Here is a 16737-nt window from a genome sequence, read left to right as displayed (position 1 = left end):
CTCATGGCTCGTGTAAAGCGTGGCGTCATTGCCCGTAAGCGTCACAAAAAAATTCTGAAACTTGCTAAAGGCTACTACGGCGCACGCTCCCGCGTATTCCGTGTTGCCAAGCAAGCGGTAATCAAGGCAGGCCAGTACGCCTACCGTGACCGTCGTCAGAAAAAACGTCAGTTCCGCGCTCTGTGGATCGCTCGTATCAACGCTGGTGCTCGTATCAACGGTCTGTCCTACAGCCGTTTCATCGCCGGCCTGAAAAAAGCGTCCATCGAGATCGACCGTAAGGTTCTGGCTGATCTGGCAGTGAACGAAAAAGCGGCGTTTGCTGCGATTGTCGAGAAAGCTAAAGCCACCTTGGCTTAAGTACCCCCGACAGTCACCCGGCCTCGCATCTGCGGGGCCAGGTGTTAAACGTCATAAATAGGGGAAGAGCCTTCAAGCTCTTCCCCTATTTTGTATCTGGAGTCTGTACATGGAAAACCTGGATGCGCTCGTCTCTCAAGCACTAGAGGCTGTGCAAAGCGCTGAAGATATCAATGCCCTGGAGCAAATCCGGGTTCACTACCTTGGCAAGAAGGGTGAATTGACTCAGGTGATGAAGACCCTGGGGAATTTGCCGGCAGAAGAGCGTCCGCAGGTCGGTGCGCTGATCAACGTTGCCAAGGAACGTGTCACAGAGGTCCTTAATGCGCGCAAGGCATTGTTTGAAGAAGCCGATCTGGCTGCCAAACTCTCTGCCGAGTCCATTGACGTGACCCTGCCTGGCCGTGGTCAGACCTCCGGCGGTCTGCATCCGGTTACCCGCACTCTGGAACGCGTCGAACAGTTCTTCACCCGTATTGGCTACGGCATCGCCGAAGGCCCTGAGGTCGAAGACGACTATCACAACTTCGAAGCGCTCAACATCCCAGGCCACCACCCGGCCCGGTCGATGCATGACACCTTCTATTTCAATGCGAACATGCTGTTGCGCACCCATACCTCGCCGGTACAGGTCCGCACCATGGAGTCGAAACAACCGCCGATCCGCATCGTCTGCCCAGGCCGTGTATATCGCAGCGACTCCGATATCACCCATTCGCCGATGTTCCATCAGGTCGAAGGCCTGCTGATCGATCGCGACATCAATTTCGCCGACCTCAAAGGCACCATCGAAGAGTTCCTGCGGGTGTTCTTCGAAAAGGAACTGGCGGTGCGTTTCCGTCCTTCCTACTTCCCGTTCACCGAGCCATCCGCCGAAGTCGACATGGAGTGCGTGATGTGCAGCGGTAAAGGCTGCCGCGTCTGCAAGCAGACCGGCTGGCTGGAAGTGATGGGCTGCGGCATGGTGCACCCGAACGTGCTGCGCATGTCCGGGATCGACCCGGAAGAGTTCTCGGGCTTTGCCTTCGGCATGGGTGTCGAGCGCCTGGCCATGCTGCGTTACGGCGTGAACGACTTGCGTCTGTTCTTCGACAACGACTTGCGGTTCCTCGCGCAATTTCGCTAGTCGTAACGAATTCTTAGGAGAGCAGGATGAAATTCAGTGAACAATGGCTGCGTGGCTGGGTTAGCCCGCAGGTAAGTCGCGACGAGCTGGTGGCTCGTCTGTCGATGGCCGGTCTTGAGGTCGATAGCGTTACGCCGGCCGCCGGTGTTTTCAGTGGCGTAGTGGTTGGGGAGGTGCTGAGCACTGAACCGCACCCGGACGCCGACAAGCTGCGCGTGTGCCAGGTCAGCAACGGTTCGGAAACCTTCCAGGTCGTTTGCGGTGCGCCAAACGTGCGCCCGGGCCTGAAGATTCCTTTCGCCATGATCGGAGCCGAGCTGCCAGGCGACTTCAAGATCAAGAAGGCCAAACTGCGTGGCGTTGAGTCCAACGGCATGCTGTGCTCGCAATCCGAGTTGCAGGTCGGTGAAGGTAATGACGGTCTGATGGAGCTGCCGGCCGATGCGCCGGTCGGTCAGGACATTCGTGAATACCTGAACCTGGAAGATGCCAGCATCGAGGTCGATCTGACCCCGAACCGTGGTGACTGCCTGTCCCTGGCCGGTCTGGCTCGTGAAGTCGGCGCGCTGTACGCTGCTCCGGTGGTCCGTCCGGTGGTGGCTTCGGTGCCTGCCGCGCACGACGAAGTGCGTTCGGTAGAAGTGCTGGCGCCGGCCGCGTGCCCACGTTATCTGGGGCGTGTGATTCGTAATGTCGACCTGTCCAGGCCTACGCCACTGTGGATGGTCGAGCGCCTGCGTCGTGCAGATGTGCGCAGCATCGATGCTGCCGTCGACATCACCAACTACGTGATGCTGGAACTGGGTCAGCCGCTGCACGCCTTCGATCTCGCCGAAATCAACGGTGGCATCCGTGTGCGCATGGCCGAAGAGGGCGAGAAGCTGGTACTGCTCGACGGTCAGGAAGTCAGCCTGCGTAGCGATACGCTGGTGATTGCCGACCACTCCCGCGCACTGGCGATTGCCGGCGTCATGGGTGGCGAGCACAGCGGTGTTTCCGCAACCACCCGTGATGTGTTCCTGGAAAGCGCCTTCTTCGACCAGATCGCCGTAGCAGGCAAGGCCCGTTCCTATGGCCTGCACACCGATGCATCGCATCGCTATGAGCGTGGCGTGGACTGGCAACTGGCCCGCGAAGCCATGGAGCGCGCGACCGGCTTGCTGCTGGACATCACCGGTGGTGAAGCGGGTCCGATCATCGAGACCGTCAGCGAACAGCACCTGCCGAAAATTGCTCCGGTCACCCTGCGTGCCCAGCGCATTACCCAGATGCTGGGTATGGAAATGGATTCGGCTGAGGTGGAGCGTCTGCTCAACGCCTTGGGCCTGACCATTACTGCCGACGGGGCAGGGCAGTGGCGTGTAGAAGTGCCAAGCCATCGCTTCGACATCAGCCTGGAAGTCGACCTGATCGAAGAACTGGCACGCCTGTACGGCTACAACCGTTTGCCGGTTCGTTATCCGCAAGCGCGTCTGGCGCCGCAAGCCAAGGCAGAAGCCCGTAGCGATTTGCCTGAACTGCGCCGCCTGCTGGTTGCCCGTGGATATCAGGAAGCCATTACCTACAGCTTCATCGATCCGAAACAGTTCGAACTGTTTAATCCGGGTGTAGAGCCGTTGCTGCTGGCCAATCCGATCTCCAATGACATGGCTGCCATGCGTTCGTCGCTGTGGCCAGGTCTGGTCAAGGCGCTTCAGCACAACCTGAACCGTCAGCAGGATCGCGTGCGTCTGTTCGAAAGCGGCCTGCGATTCGTTGGTCAGCTCGAAGGTCTGAAGCAAGAGCCGATGTTGGCGGGTGTTGTTTGCGGTAGTCGCCTGCCGGAAGGCTGGGCGCAGGGTCGCGATACCGTCGACTTCTTCGACGTCAAGGCTGACGTGGAAGCGGTGCTGGGCTTCGCCGGTGCCCTGGATGCATTCACTTTCGTGCCGGGTAAGCACCCGGCGCTGCACCCGGGTCAAACCGCACGCATCGAGCGTGACGGTCGTCTGGTCGGTTTCATTGGCGCGATCCACCCTGAATTGTCGAAAACCCTCGGTCTCGACCGTCCGGTCTTCGTCTTCGAGCTGGTTCTGGCGGAAGTGGCGTTGGGCAAAATGCCTGAATTCCACGAGTTATCGCGCTTTCCTGAAGTGCGTCGTGACCTTGCGCTGATTGCACACAAAGACGTTGCAGCCACGGCTGTACTGGACGTAATCCGTGAAAATGCAGGCGAATGGCTGACAGACCTCAGGCTATTTGACGTGTATCAGGGTAAAGGCATTGATCCTGATAGAAAAAGCCTCGCAGTCGGCTTGACCTGGCAGCATCCATCGCGCACTCTTAATGACGATGAGGTGAATACCGCAACGCAAAACATCCTCACCTCGCTCGAAAAAAGGTTGAACGCCACGTTAAGGAAGTGACGTATGGGGGCTCTGACGAAAGCTGAGATGGCGGAACGTCTGTATGAAGAGCTGGGCCTGAACAAACGGGAGGCCAAGGAATTGGTCGAACTGTTTTTTGAAGAAATCAGGCACGCTCTTGAAGACAACGAACAAGTCAAATTGTCCGGTTTCGGCAATTTCGACCTTCGGGACAAACGCCAGCGGCCTGGCCGCAATCCGAAAACGGGGGAAGAAATCCCGATCACGGCTCGCCGTGTGGTCACCTTTCGTCCAGGGCAGAAGTTGAAGGCCCGAGTTGAGGCTTATGCTGGAACCAAGTCATAACGACGAGCTCCCCGTCATCCCGGGCAAACGCTACTTCACCATTGGTGAAGTCAGCGAGCTGTGTGCGGTAAAACCGCACGTGCTGCGCTACTGGGAGCAGGAGTTTCCTCAACTCAACCCTGTCAAACGTCGCGGAAACCGCCGGTATTATCAGCGCCAGGACGTGCTGATGATCCGGCAGATCCGCGCGCTTCTTTATGATCAGGGGTTCACCATCGGCGGAGCGCGCCTGCGCTTGTCCGGTGATGAAGCCAAAGACGACACCACCCAATACAAACAAATGATCCGCCAGATGATCGCCGAGCTCGAAGATGTTCTGGTGGTGCTCAAGAAATAAATTCCTGCTTTAAATACTTCCAGTTTTCAAAAGCTTGCGATATATTCTTGAGCGTTCCTCGAGGTGAGGAACAGGTTTCACGCCTAGTCGGGGCGTAGCGCAGTCCGGTAGCGCACTAGCATGGGGTGCTAGGGGTCGAGTGTTCGAATCACTCCGTCCCGACCATATTTTTCAATGGCTTAGCCGAACTTTTACCAGTTCGGCTTTTTCATGCATGGAAAATTACTCCCACATTTACTCCCACGAATATCATGGATCTCGGTAGCGATGCTATTTGAGGCGCAGTTGCTTCGCTGGGTTTTCGGGGAACTGGCGGAAGGGCTTGGGCGGGGGCCTTGAACAGGTTCAGTATCCCTCCACGAATCTCCCAGCTAGGCAGTCAAATCTTGTAACAGGTGATGGTAGTTTGATCGATTCAATCGCGCAGGAAGCTTTCGTCGAATGGATAATTGGTTAGCAACTCGTAGCCGGACTCAGTTACGAGCAACTGGTTTTCCAATTTGATCCCATCTCGACCACCAACCTCACCCACATAGGCTTCGACACAAAGGGCCATGCCCGCCTGCAACTCGCCTTCGTAACCGTAGGAATCCAGATCTTCCGGATAGCGAATGCTTGGGTATTCATCGCACAGTCCTACACCGTGGAACAGCACACCGTATCGTTGAGCTCGGCATGGCTCCGGCAGTCGATGAGCTTTCAGTGTCAACTCAGTGAAGCGGACGCCGGGTTTGACCAGCTCGATATTGTGACTGATATGGTCATGGGCGATACGGTAAAGGCGCTTCTGCTCGGCCGTGGGTTCAACGCCGCCACAGATCCAGCTGCGCGACATGTCGACGCACATGCCGTAGGTACCGATCAAATCTGTGTCAAACGAGAGCAGGTCACCATCGCTTAGCACTCTAGGGCCAGATTCCGAGAACCATGGATTGGTTCGTGGGCCGGAGCTAAGAATTCGTGTCTCGATCCATTCTCCGCCCCTACGGATGTTGCCGGCGTGAAGTACAGACCAAATATCATTTTCCGTAGCGCCGGCACGTAGCGCCTGGTGCATCTCTGCCACGGCAGCTTCGCAGGACGCGACAGCACATCGTATTGCCTTTATTTCGTCCGGGCCTTTAATCATTCGTGCAAATTCAGTTACCTCTTGGCCGCTGCAGACCTCTATACCTAGTGCGTCCAGGGCACGTAGACCGGCCACCTCCACACGATCAACTGCGAGACGCCGGTTGGAACCAGAGTGCTTGCGAAGTAGTTCGTCGATTTGTCCTATAAAGTGCCGGGCGTGCTCTTCAGTTCGGTCACCCGTTTCAAAGTAGAAAAAAGAGGCGCCACTCCGAAGTTCGTTTACCAAAGGCAAGTGAGCGGAAAGATGTTCACAGCCATGGAAATCCCACAGTACAACATGCCCATTGGCGGAGATGAAGCATGCTCGCGCCGGATTGTGGGCAGTCCAAAGCTGCATATTGGTGGTATCAGTGGCGTACCGAATGTTCAATGGATCGAACAACAGAATTCCCCCAAGATCACGCGCCACCAACTCCTTTACTATGCGTTTAACGCGATACTCTCGCATGGAGGGTAAATGAGGTGGCTGTAATCCCAGTCTCTCCCATTCAGCAAAAGCCAATGGGGTAGGGCCTATCTCCACCCGGTCATTATCATCAGGAGAACCGTCCGCTTTCAGAGAAATGGCTCGGCGTCGGGCGGGGTCAATACGACGGGTATCAGTGGGAGTTGAAAAAGGAGAAGTGCTCACGGTTGATGCGTCCTCTTTAATTTACAAGCGAACTAGCTAAATCCAGTACTCGCTCAAAACCTATGGTTGTTGGACTGTTATGCATGATTTCTATGTGAGTAACTGCGGTTGGTAAACCAAGTAATTCACACTAATTATGGTTAAATAAGAGCTTCGGCGAAGCAGCGCTTCTCGCTGGTGTGATAGTTAATATGAGTCGAGCGATTTTCGATAGGGCTAATAAGTCCATTGCAAGCGCGTGACTGATTGCTAGCTTGCGTTACCTAGGCTCCGTGTTGCGCTTTACGTTGTTTGATCAGGTCTAATACGGTGGTGTGCTGATGCATTTTTTTATGCACTCCTTAGTAGGGGCTTTTTGCACTGACTGTAGCGTTCTGGGAGAACTGATTGCAGACATGTCATCAGCTCGCATGGGCTGTTGCGCCCTAACCAATTCGGATAACCTGCCGTTGCACAGCCTCTCCATGCGGGTCGCTGGTGCTTGCAATCAGTCTAGGGCGAGGCCAATGGTCAATAGAATCGATTTTTTTAATGGGCTAGTGATGATCTCCCGTAATGATTAAGCAAAATGAACCTGATCAAGCGTTGATCAAGATGCCGTCTCTACGTGCGGTCAAAGCCTTCGTGGCGGCAGCCAGGTATCAGAACTTCACGCGCGCTGCCGAAGCTCTCTGCGTCACTCAGGGGGCGATTAGCCGCCAAATACGTGAGCTGGAAGATCATCTCGGGACGGAGCTTTTCGACCGTGCGGGCAGAGCAGTCAAGCTCACGGATGCTGGTTCCAATTTTTACGACGTGGTTCAACTCTCATTTACCAGCATTGCTCAAGCGGCGGAGCGAATGCGCAGTAATACCACCTCCAAGCATGTGGTAACTCTGTGCTGCTCGCCCGCGTTCACCAATTTTTGGCTTGGCCCTCGACTACCTTCTTTCCTCGAATCATATCCAGAGATAGACCTGAACCTCGTCGTCACCCAAAACTTTCTATCTATGGAGACGGGTGTCCATCCAGATTTCATCATTTGCAAAATGATGAAAAGCCACGACGGTTACCGCAGTCAGCCACTTGTGTGTGACGTCATTTATCCGGTCTGCACACCTCAGTACCTGGAGCAGCATCCAGAACTGCAATCCATCCAGGATATTCGAGATGGTGCACTGCTGAACCTCAGCCCCTTTGGTCGTTCACAGGTGGCTGAACATGTAGATTGGAGTGTTTGGTTTGCTCATCACGATATCGATCTCAAGGCCCGATCCAGTCAAGCTCCGCATTTCTTTAATGCTAACGACTACAACGTTCTCATTCAGCTCGCCCTGGCTCACCAAGGGGTTGCGTTAGGATGGCATTACTTGGTAGCCCCCTTGGTCGAAAAAGGGCTCTTGGTGCGACCAGTCAAAGAAAAGCTGGTTCATAGAGAAACGCTTCATTACCTGAATTTCAACGAAGACAAAGCCCGTGATCCTAGCTGCTGCAAGCTACGCGACTGGCTTGAGGAGCAATTCGATAACGGACTGCTGCAGGATCCCGATGACTTGGATCGGTGAGGTCAGCTCATCAATTGCTCATTGTAAATGTCGCTGTCTCCCGCTCCCGCTTGTCATTATTCTTTCACCATGAAATCTGAATACGAAGTGCATATTTCATGGCGACTGGATGAACATCATTTTTCTAGTTATCTAGCTCTTATTCCAAAAGCATGATTTTTGTACCTGTTGGTACCGTTTATCACTTTGGAATAACGAAGTTGAATCTACCGTTAATCAAGCGCTAAACAAGCATCAGGTAGATGCTTGCACTTAATTTAGTAATGCTGTCGATGGTCGCGCCCTGTTCAATGCGACCAATGGAGTCAGCAGCGCTTTATAAAAACGATTTTGTTTCGGTGGCTGCGATGACTCGCTTCATGCTCTCGAATCACTACCCCCAGCTGAGAAGTATCTGGCTGAATTTTTCCAGCAAAGAACAAGATGAGGTTTGAATCAATGTCCGCATTCGCTTTTTCCGGCATCAATCTGGCAATCACCACTCCATTTGATGCGCAGGGCAAGATTGATTACCCGCGTTTTGAAAGTTTGCTTGAACGCTACATTTCCGCTGGCGTGCATGGGTTTGTCCTGAGCTCCGGCACGGGCATGCACGTATACCTGAGCAAAGAAGAGTCCAGGCAGCTCGTAGCTTTTGGTTCCAAAGTCATCAAGGGCCGTGCGCGAGTAATCGTGCAAACTTCTGCCTTGCTTGCGGACGAAGTAGTGGAACGTACGCGTCATGCAACTGAGTGCGGAGCGGATGGCGTCATGGTGTTGCCGCCGTTTTTTGAAGGCCCAACCGATGACCAGGGAATCATCGATTTCTATTCCACTGTCTCTGAAGCTGGGCTGCCAATCATCGGCTACAACGTGCCTCAGGCTGTCGGTGTTGAAGTCACGCCGTCTTTGTTCCGTAAATTGAGTGAAATTCCAAATTTTGTATCGGTCAAAGACAGCAGCGGCGATCTTGCTGCGCAGGCTTCTCTGATCCGTACCGGCCTGCCAACTATGAATGGTGCCGACCCCCTTGTGCCCTACGCCCTTTTTGCCGGTGCTGCGGGCCTGATTTGGGGTGGGGCGAACATGGCTCCCCGTTCTTGCGTTGCAATGGTGAATGCCGCTCGTGAGCAGGACTGGGTCAGTGCTCGGGAGATTTGGGATTCGATTGAGCCAGTCATGTCGTTGATCTGGCAGGGTGACTACGTTCAGTCCGTTTACGCCGGTGCTGAAATCACTGGGTACGGCGCTGGCAATCCTCGTCGACCATTGGCGCGTTTGGCCGCAGATAAGATCGGTGCGCTCAAAGCTGCCCTCGAACCACTGATCGCTCTTGAGTCCAAACTCGCCTGACGACTTGGGAGTAGAAGTCATGTACGTAGCCACTAGATTCCCAAAAAACAGCAGTCGTTCAGCTTGGGTTGAAATGCTTTCTCCACGAGCACCGACTCCATCGCTTCAAGGAGCCGTGACTGCTGATGTTGCAATCATTGGCGCTGGCTTTGCGGGTCTGTCTGCAGCACGACGGCTGTCTCAGCTCGATCCGACTTTGCGAGTTGCCGTCCTGGAAGCGGGCGTTGTCGGCGAAGGTGCAACGGGGCGTAACTCAGGGTTCATTATTGATTTGCCCCATGAAGTCAGCTCGGAAGATTTTGGTGACACATCAACAGAGCGTGCTCGGCGGGATATCAAGCTCTATCGCACCGCGATTAGCTTGGCTACGGACATGGCGGAAGAGAACGGCTGGGGGAGAGAAATCATCGATCCTTGTGGTCGCTATAGCGTAGCGATTAGCCAAAAGGGTGATGCTCATATCGTCAGCTACGCCCGCCAGCTTCAAGGACTAGGAGAGTCCCACGAGATCCTTGATGCAAAAAGCATTTATGAAGTGACGGGCAGCCGTATTTACACCACCGGGCTATACATGCCTGGCACGGTGATGGTGCAACCTGCAGCCTACATTCGAGCAGTTGCAGATAGCCTGCGAAGCCCAGTGACGCTGTATGAGAACTCCCCGGTTCAGTCCTTCGAAAAGCAGTCTGATAATTGGTTACTGAAGACCGCCAAGGGCTTGGTAACGGCGAAGCGCATCATCCTGGCCAACAATGGGCATGCGCAGAGCTTCGGCCTCTTTCGCGGGCAGATGCTGCACGTCTTCACTTATGCGTCCATGAGCGAGCCCTTTGATCCACAGCGCCTCAGCGGTAAACGCGATTGGGCGGCAACTCCAGCATTACCTATGGGAACAACTGTCCGTCGCGTAAGTGGCGTCGAAGGCGACCGCATTTTGATCCGCTCGCGTTATTCCTACCACGCAGGACTGGAGATCAACGAGGGGCACGTACAAAGCGCGGGCCGGGTGCATGACGGTAAGTTCGCGGATCGGTTCCCCAACCTCGCAGGACTGAAAATGCAGTACCGGTGGGGCGGCCCGATGGCGTTGACCTGGAATAGCGTGCCGATTTTCGGAGAGATTGAACCAGGCCTGTTTGCCGCTTGCGCTTGCAACGGACTGGGAGCCTCGAAGTCGACTGCTGCTGGTACCGCTGCCGCTGAAGCCGCTTTGGGTATGAAGTCTGAGTTGGTTGAGATTTTCTCCAACTACGACTCTCCGAAAAACCTGCCGCCTCAGCCATTTTTAAGCATCGGTGCGAAAGCTGACTTGAAACTGCGCGAATGGCGCGCCGGGCGTGAGTAAAGCCTGGGCCAGGCTTCTGTTGTCACTCAGAAGATTGCTCAGTGGCAGATATCGTAAAAACACCATGGCCAAAGGCGCCGAGGGTGTCTTGTGACAACCAAAAAGAGTGTGCTCTACCAAGACTTGAAGCGGCAAATCCGACTCTGGAAGTAGATCCTGATCAACTGCTGGACGAGGCGACTCTTGGTAAGCAATACGGACTATCACGAACGCCTGTGCGGGGTAAGCGTCTGCCCAACTCACCTTGCGTAAGTTAGGCCGGTACCCACTGATGCGGCAGCAGTTGGTCGATCTCACTCGCTCGCTGCGTCGGCAGCCGCGTCAGCACATCTTTGAGATAAGCAGGTCTGTCGATCCGCCTCCTTAGCCGATGACCGTCACTCAAACGTCAACTGTCGCCAGGTGCGCCATCAGCCACTGGCGGAAGCGGTTGACGCTTTGCCTGTTTGGGGCCCGGCCTTGGGGTTCCAGCAGGCAGAACTGTGCGTCGGTACGCAGGATGGCTTGCGTCGGCCGCAGGAGGTTGCCGGTTTGCAAGTGATTGCTGAGCAGGCCCGACCAGGCCAGGGCGATCCCCTGGCCAGCCAGCGCCGACTGGATCAACATGGAATAGCTGTTGATATTGATGCGCCGCCGAGGTTCTGGCGCTGGGTAGCCAAGGCGCTGGAACCATTCTTTCCAGCCAATCCAGTCCCGGTGCTGGTCTTCCAGCCACAACCAGGTGCATCCCCCCAACTGTTCCAGCGTCTCGATCCCTGGGTGTTGCGCCAGATAGGCGGGGCTGCATACCGGGAAAATCTCTTCGTTGAACAACGGCGTGACTTTCATGTTTTTCGGCGGTGTGCTGCAGTAATAAAGCGCCAGGTCGCAGTCCAGCCGGGAGAAGTCGCTGACTTGATCCGTCGCGATGATGCGCAGGTCAATCTCTTCATGCTGGCGTTGGAATTGCGACACAAGCGGCAGCAGCCACAACGACGCCATCGCCGTGCTGGTGACCACGGTGACTTGCTGCGCGCCTTGCCAGTGGCGTATTCCCGCCGTGGCATGGGCGATTTGCTGCAACGTATCGCGCACGCTTTCGTAATATTGGCTGCCGGTGACGGTGAGGTTGATTTCGCGGGTTGTGCGGGTGAACAGCGCCGTGCCCAGATAGTCTTCGAGCAAGCGAATCTGGCGGCTGATGGCGCCTTGGGTGACATTCAGTTCGCGTGCCGCCACGGTGAAGTTCAAGTGACGGGCGGCGGCTTCGAACGCCACCAGGCTGTTGAGTGGCGGCAAGGGCTGCAGTTTCATCAGGCTCACTGTCTTATAAGTTTTAAGCGCACGGAGATTGTGCAGAAGCCCGTATGCAGTGACTACCTATTCAGTGAGGCAAGGCTATAGATCAAGGACCAGGTCGGAAGTGGGCCTGCTGCAGCACAGCAAACGCAGGCCTTTGTCGATTTCCCGTTGCCTGATGCCGCCGTTGTGGTTCATGTCCACCGTACCCTGCAGCAGCGTGGTCTTGCAGGTGCCGCAAACGCCCTGGCTGCAGGAGGAGGGTACGATCGCACCGGCTTTCTTTGCGGCGGCCAGCACGGTCTGATTGCCCGGCATGTTGAACGTCTGGCCTGAGCGCGACAGGGTCACCGTGAACACGGCTTGCTGGTCGAGCGAAACGGCCTGCTCGATCAACGGTTCCTCATTCAGAGCGGCAATGTCGAAGCTTTCCTGATGGTAGTGGGCGAAATCGAATGCCGCTTCCCTGAGCAGCGACTTGACCGCTTCCATGTAGCCCTGGGGACCGCAGGTAAAGATTTCCCGCTCCTTGTAGTCCGGCACTTGCTGGCTTAACAACGACAAGTCGAGCCGGCCTATCGGTTGTTGCCATTGAGCGGTGTCGCCGAGCCCTTCGCAAACACTGATGACCCGCAGCCCCGGCATGGCGGCCTGCATGCGCGTCAATTCCGCATGGAAGATGATGTCGGTGGGCGTACGGGCGCTGTGCACGAAAACGATGTCGAGGTTGCCGGCCATGTCGCAGGCGGCCCGGGTCATCGACATCAAGGGCGTCACGCCGGAGCCGGCCGACAGGTACAACAACTTGTTCGCAGGATGGCCAACCGGTGTAAAGCTGCCCGCTGGACCGGAAGCTTTCAGGCTATCGCCTGGCTTGAGGTTGTCATGCAGCCAGTTCGACACCGCGCCCCCCGGCACGCGCTTGACGGTAATGGAAAACGCGAAGGGCCGGGTCGGGGAGGACGACAGGGTGTAGCAGCGGGCGATGGTCTGCCCGCCAATGACCGGCGAGATCGTGATGAATTGACCGGGCTCGAAGCTCAGGGCGCTGAAGTCCGCGCAGCGAAAAATGAAGGTCCTGACGTCATGGGTTTCCTGGCGCACAGCGCAGCATTGCAGGGTTTTCTGCTCACCGCTGTGCCACTGCGAGCCGAACGTGCCCCAGGTGGTCGGGTCGGTAAAGCGTTGAACCGCGCTGGCGGTTGCAGGGCGCGTCAGGTTTTCGTAAGTCGTCATGTTCATTCCTCACACGCCATGGGCGGCCAGACGCGCTGCGTACCAGCGAGAGAACTGGTCGACATAGGTTTCGGTAAAGGCCGAGAACGGCCCGGGCGTGTAGGCAGGATCCTGGGTGCCGCTGTGGGTGATGCCGACGAGGCTGGCGTCCTGCAGGTTGGTCGCGACCCAGACTTCGGTCAGCTTATCCACCTGGTAGTCGACGCCTTCGATGGCATCGGCATGGACCAGCCATTTGGTGCGCACCAGGGTCTTATCGGGCGCCAGCGGGATGATATGGGAGACCACGGCGTGGTCGCTCATGACATGGGTCCACGAGTTGTGCGTCCAAAGATGCACGTCGCCCAAGTCGCGGCGGGTGAGGTCGCCAAACAGCCGGGTGCAGGCCACGCGGGTGTCCAGGGTCTGGGATTCGCCGTTGCCGGCAATGGCCAGTCGCTGCGAGCGGAATTGGGTCACGGCGTCTTCGCCCAGGTGTTCGACCGCATCGCAGATATAGCCTTCGTGCTCCCAGTTGGCCTTGGTGTCGGCATTGCGGCGGTGATACTCCGCCAGTGCCTGAAGTGAATCCTCACCCAGCCCATCGGTGCAGAAACCGAAATCTTCGGGCAGGAAAGACGCGGTCAATTCAGGATGGGTGGCGGCGCAGTGATAACACTCGCGGTTATTCTCGATCACCAGTTTCCAATTGCCGTTCTCGATGATTTCCGATTCGTAGGCGATCTTTGAATGGGCGAGGTCATATTGGGCGAAACGCGGTGTCATGACCTGGTCAAGGTACAGGATGTCTTCTGGTGGTTCGTCGCCCAGGCAGACGAAGACATGGGTGCCGACAACGCGAGTATGCACGGGGATCAGGCTTTTGCATTCAGGGTCGAAGTCCTGGCCCATGTGTGCCGCATGTTTCAGGCTGCCGTCCAGGTCGTAGGTCCACTGGTGGTAGGGGCAGACCAGCATGCCCACCGTCGACTTGCCGGCCTGTTTCAAGCGAGCCCCGCGGTGCCGGCAGACATTGCGAAACGCCTGCACCTGTTCGTCATCGTCGCGCACCAGGAGGATGGAGGATTTGCCGATATCGAGGGTGGAGACATCACCGGGTTCGGGGACGTCGCTGGTGACACCCACCAGAATCCAATGCTTGGTGAAAAAGATATCGACGTCGGTTTCAAAAATATCCTGGCGACCAAACAAACCGCCAGGCATGCCATGGCCGGGCGTGCGGTCGGTCAGAAGTTCACGATGGGTCTTCACGGCATTAATTGTCATTATGGGGTCTCGCTCAAAACTCAAAGTTGATCAGGCGGCGAGTACAGTTTGGAAAGGTGGAATGAGACCGTCAACGCGCTTTATTTTCACGTTCGCATAACTTTGCGTTATGCGTAAATGTGGTGTTTAACTTATTGATAATCAATGGCTTAGATAAATGTCATCGCGCAGCCAGTCGACCAGTGCCTGGGTAATGGGCTCAAGTTTTCGACCGCTCGGAATAACCAGGTAATAGGCGTCTTTTGGCTTGACCACATAGGGCGTAATTCTGATCAGTTCACCACTGTTGAGCCGGTGCGCGATCAGCCGACTCCATCCCAGTGCAATGCCGTGGCCTTGAATGGCCGCCTGGATCGCATCGTTATAGGAAGTGCAGCGAAATGAGTAATTGAGCTTGGGGCGCATATCGCCGAGTTCCCGGCACCAACGGTTCCAGGTCATCCAGCCTTCCAGGGTGGAATCCGAGTCAATCAGCGCCGTGTCCAAAAAATCGCTAATGGACGAAGGGGCCGGGTTGGCGGCAAGCCAGGCCGGCGAACAAACGGGAAACACTTCTTCATCGAACAGGAAAACCGAACTTCCATCCTCCCATTTTCCATTGCCGAAACGGATGGCCAGGTCGACGTCATCCCGATATGAACCTGGCAAGGTCTGCTGCGTCATCAAGCGCAATTTCAACTTCGGTTGCAGGGTGCGCAGTGCAATCAATCTGGGGAGTATTCTCAAGTGAGAAAACGCCTCCGTGCAGGCGATGGTGACCTCCTGCTCACCAATGCCCTCGGCAATTTTGTCGAAGACACTGGCCATGCGATGAATGGACTCTGCGACGACCAGATGCAGGACATAGCCTTCGTGAGTCAGCTTGATTGCCCGATGAAGCCGATGGAACAGCTTGGTCCCCAGGGTATCTTCCAACAACCGGATTTGTTTGCTGACGGCGGCCTGCGTCACGCCCAGCTCTTGGGCGGCCAGGGTGAAACTGGCCAGCCGCGCCACGGCTTCGAATTCCAGTAGAGCCGTCATCGACGGTATCAGCCGCCGATAGCCCTTGACCTTTTTATCGATATCGCTGGGTTGCATAGGTGTGTTCCAACGCCGTGCCTGGTGGCTCAAGCCACCGAAGGTTCTCTTGCGGGTTCAGAAAGCACAGGATACGACAGGTTGTGGCCCAGCAGTGCCCGGTACAGTTCGCCGTCGCCCAATATGCCCAGGACGGTACCGGCCTCGTCCTGCACGATCAGCGGATGGCCCGTTTCGTAGCGAATCTGCAGGGCGTCGCGCATGGTGGTCGTTGGTGGCACGCAAGTCGGTTGCCGCGCCAAGGTTTCGATTCGTTCGGTCGGATTCCATGATTGGACGTGCGCGGGCGTGGCGCCTTTTCGAACGCTGGTCAAATGACGCGGCGGATTCACCACCATCCACAGGTTTTGAACCGTATCCAGGCAATATTCGTCGCGGGCGAAAACGCACCGGTCCAGCGGAGTCATCAAGCTTTTCGCGCACAGCACATTCAACGGATTGGTGTGGGCGACGAATGTTACGCACGTAATCGTCGGCCGGGTTCAGTACGATCTCTTCGGGCTTGCTGTACTGGATGATCTTGCCGTCTTTCATGATGGCGATGCACGTGCCCAGCTTCAGGGCTTCGTCCAGGTCATGGCTGACGAAGACGATGGTCTTGTGCAGCTTGCGCTGCAGATCGAGCAATTCATCTTGCAGGCCTTGGCGAATCAGCGGGTCAAGGGCGCAGAAGGGCTCATCCATCAGCAGGATATCGGCGTCCATTGCCAAGGCGCGGCCCTGCATTTCCAGGCCAAAGCTGATGTTCTCGCGCACCGTCAGCCAGGGCATCAGGGCGAACTTCTGGAACACCATGGCGATGCGCTGGGTGCGCATCATCTTCAGTTCGGCAGGGGTGCAGGACGCGATGTCGATCTGCCGGCCTTCGTGTTCGACGAACAGCTTGCCACGGCTGACGGTGTTCAGCCCGTTGATGCAACGCAGCAGGCTGGATTTGCCGGAACCGGACAGCCCCATGAGCACGCAGATCTCACCTTTGTTGATCTCCAGGTTGGCTTTCTCCACGCCGACGATCAAACCGGTTTTCTGAAGAATCTCCGGACGCGAAAAGCCTTGGTCGAGCAAATCCAGGGCAGGCTTCGGACGGGCAGCGAAGATGACGTCGACGTTTTCAAAACGGATGATGCTCAGTGGAAGCGTCTCTTGTGTAATCCACATATCACTGATCCGGCTGATGGATAGAAACCGCTTGCCAGCAACCGCCCGGGCGCAGCTTTGCGTACCAGGTTTGCAGGCAACACAAAGCGACTGCGCGAGGCGTCGCGTGAGCAGTTATCGAAGGTTGGGCAGGGGATGAGTAACAGAAGAAGCGTGTGACAGCGCCAGTCGCCCCGGCATTCTTTGGCCGGGTGTCGAGAG

13 protein-coding genes, 1 tRNA gene and 3 pseudogenes are annotated in these 16737 nt (G+C 56.2%); 10 read left to right on the top strand and 7 right to left on the bottom strand.

Translation table 11 applies throughout. The annotated features are described in order from the left end of the window. Positions 1–3 precede the first annotated feature (3 nt). From rplT to ACM6IK_RS06025, 6 genes are all read left to right on the top strand, one after another. A complete protein-coding gene (gene rplT / locus ACM6IK_RS06050) occupies positions 4–360 on the top strand; it encodes a 50S ribosomal protein L20 (protein WP_007905879.1) in 357 nt (118 codons plus the stop codon). Positions 361–469: 109 nt separating this feature from the next. Further along, entirely contained in the window at positions 470–1486 is a 1017-nt protein-coding gene (gene pheS / locus ACM6IK_RS06045; RefSeq protein ID WP_007975711.1) for a phenylalanine--tRNA ligase subunit alpha, read from the top strand. A 26-nt stretch (positions 1487–1512) separates the two neighbouring features. Continuing rightward, entirely contained in the window at positions 1513–3891 is a 2379-nt protein-coding gene (gene pheT / locus ACM6IK_RS06040) for a phenylalanine--tRNA ligase subunit beta (protein WP_414873572.1), read from the top strand. 3 nt (positions 3892–3894) lie between these two features. Further along, the gene (ihfA, locus tag ACM6IK_RS06035) at positions 3895–4197 is read left to right on the top strand and encodes an integration host factor subunit alpha (protein WP_002553164.1); all 303 of its coding nucleotides are present in this window, start codon (positions 3895–3897) and stop codon (positions 4195–4197) included. After that, positions 4178–4534 carry a MerR family transcriptional regulator gene (locus ACM6IK_RS06030; RefSeq protein ID WP_003179985.1) on the top strand — a complete coding sequence of 119 codons (357 nt, stop codon included), beginning with the start codon at positions 4178–4180 and terminating at the stop codon, positions 4532–4534. The genes ihfA and ACM6IK_RS06030 overlap by 20 nt, the downstream gene beginning before the upstream one ends. A gap of 88 nt (positions 4535–4622) precedes the next feature. Further along, positions 4623–4699 (top strand) — tRNA-Pro (locus ACM6IK_RS06025). 250 nt (positions 4700–4949) lie between these two features. On the opposite strand, the gene dddP is transcribed toward ACM6IK_RS06025, so the two are convergent. Continuing rightward, on the bottom strand, positions 4950–6296 hold the full coding sequence (dddP, locus tag ACM6IK_RS06020; RefSeq protein WP_414873571.1) for a dimethylsulfonioproprionate lyase DddP: 1347 nt from the start codon (positions 6294–6296) through the stop codon (positions 4950–4952). A 555-nt stretch (positions 6297–6851) separates the two neighbouring features. Here dddP and ACM6IK_RS06015 point away from each other — a divergent pair. The 4 genes and pseudogenes from ACM6IK_RS06015 to ACM6IK_RS06000 form a co-directional block, all read left to right on the top strand. Continuing rightward, complete coding sequence (locus ACM6IK_RS06015; RefSeq protein WP_414873570.1) at positions 6852–7841, top strand: LysR family transcriptional regulator; 990 nt, start codon at positions 6852–6854, stop codon at positions 7839–7841. 438 nt (positions 7842–8279) lie between these two features. Further along, positions 8280–9173, top strand: a complete 894-nt coding sequence (locus ACM6IK_RS06010) for a dihydrodipicolinate synthase family protein (protein WP_414873569.1) — start codon at positions 8280–8282, stop codon at positions 9171–9173. 115 nt (positions 9174–9288) lie between these two features. Further along, positions 9289–10518 (top strand): NAD(P)/FAD-dependent oxidoreductase, encoded by a 1230-nt coding sequence (locus tag ACM6IK_RS06005; protein ID WP_414873568.1) that lies wholly within the window; start codon positions 9289–9291, stop codon positions 10516–10518. 90 nt (positions 10519–10608) lie between these two features. After that, positions 10609–10739, top strand: a pseudogene (locus tag ACM6IK_RS06000) (GntR family transcriptional regulator); the annotation flags it as partial. Between the two features lie 32 nt (positions 10740–10771). On the opposite strand, the pseudogene ACM6IK_RS05995 reads toward ACM6IK_RS06000, so the two are convergent. The 6 genes and pseudogenes from ACM6IK_RS05995 to ACM6IK_RS05970 all read right to left on the bottom strand — a co-directional run. Then, a pseudogene (locus ACM6IK_RS05995) lies at positions 10772–10870 on the bottom strand (transposase domain-containing protein); the annotation flags it as partial. Positions 10871–10899: 29 nt separating this feature from the next. Then, positions 10900–11811, bottom strand: coding sequence for a LysR substrate-binding domain-containing protein (locus ACM6IK_RS05990; protein WP_414873567.1), 912 nt, complete (start codon positions 11809–11811; stop codon positions 10900–10902). 84 nt (positions 11812–11895) lie between these two features. Then, the gene (locus tag ACM6IK_RS05985; protein WP_414873566.1) at positions 11896–13032 is read right to left on the bottom strand and encodes an FAD-binding oxidoreductase; all 1137 of its coding nucleotides are present in this window, start codon (positions 13030–13032) and stop codon (positions 11896–11898) included. A gap of 9 nt (positions 13033–13041) precedes the next feature. Then, entirely contained in the window at positions 13042–14298 is a 1257-nt protein-coding gene (locus ACM6IK_RS05980; protein ID WP_414873565.1) for an aromatic ring-hydroxylating oxygenase subunit alpha, read from the bottom strand. A 141-nt stretch (positions 14299–14439) separates the two neighbouring features. Then, on the bottom strand, positions 14440–15378 hold the full coding sequence (locus ACM6IK_RS05975; protein ID WP_414873564.1) for a LysR substrate-binding domain-containing protein: 939 nt from the start codon (positions 15376–15378) through the stop codon (positions 14440–14442). A 29-nt stretch (positions 15379–15407) separates the two neighbouring features. Further along, a pseudogene (locus tag ACM6IK_RS05970) lies at positions 15408–16509 on the bottom strand (ATP-binding cassette domain-containing protein). Positions 16510–16737 lie beyond the last annotated feature (228 nt).

Origin of the sequence: Pseudomonas sp. IT-196MI5 (genome assembly GCF_949767415.1) — a bacterium.
Classification (GTDB): Bacteria; Pseudomonadota; Gammaproteobacteria; order Pseudomonadales; family Pseudomonadaceae; genus Aquipseudomonas.
This window is presented reverse-complemented; position numbering and strand designations above follow the sequence as displayed.

Excerpts from the sequence above, each read along its gene's own strand:
- rplT (WP_007905879.1), top strand. The coding sequence starts at position 4 with ATGGCTCGTGTAAAGCGTGGCGTCATTGCCCGTAAGCGTCACAAAAAA.
- pheS (WP_007975711.1), top strand. The coding sequence starts at position 470 with ATGGAAAACCTGGATGCGCTCGTCTCTCAAGCACTAGAGGCTGTGCAA.
- pheT (WP_414873572.1), top strand. The coding sequence starts at position 1,513 with ATGAAATTCAGTGAACAATGGCTGCGTGGCTGGGTTAGCCCGCAGGTA.
- ihfA (WP_002553164.1), top strand. The coding sequence starts at position 3,895 with ATGGGGGCTCTGACGAAAGCTGAGATGGCGGAACGTCTGTATGAAGAG.
- ACM6IK_RS06030 (WP_003179985.1), top strand. The coding sequence starts at position 4,178 with ATGCTGGAACCAAGTCATAACGACGAGCTCCCCGTCATCCCGGGCAAA.
- ACM6IK_RS06015 (WP_414873570.1), top strand. The coding sequence starts at position 6,852 with ATGATTAAGCAAAATGAACCTGATCAAGCGTTGATCAAGATGCCGTCT.
- ACM6IK_RS06010 (WP_414873569.1), top strand. The coding sequence starts at position 8,280 with ATGTCCGCATTCGCTTTTTCCGGCATCAATCTGGCAATCACCACTCCA.
- ACM6IK_RS05990 (WP_414873567.1), bottom strand. The coding sequence starts at position 11,811 with ATGAAACTGCAGCCCTTGCCGCCACTCAACAGCCTGGTGGCGTTCGAA.
- ACM6IK_RS05985 (WP_414873566.1), bottom strand. The coding sequence starts at position 13,032 with ATGACGACTTACGAAAACCTGACGCGCCCTGCAACCGCCAGCGCGGTT.
- ACM6IK_RS05980 (WP_414873565.1), bottom strand. The coding sequence starts at position 14,298 with ATGACAATTAATGCCGTGAAGACCCATCGTGAACTTCTGACCGACCGC.
- ACM6IK_RS05975 (WP_414873564.1), bottom strand. The coding sequence starts at position 15,378 with ATGCAACCCAGCGATATCGATAAAAAGGTCAAGGGCTATCGGCGGCTG.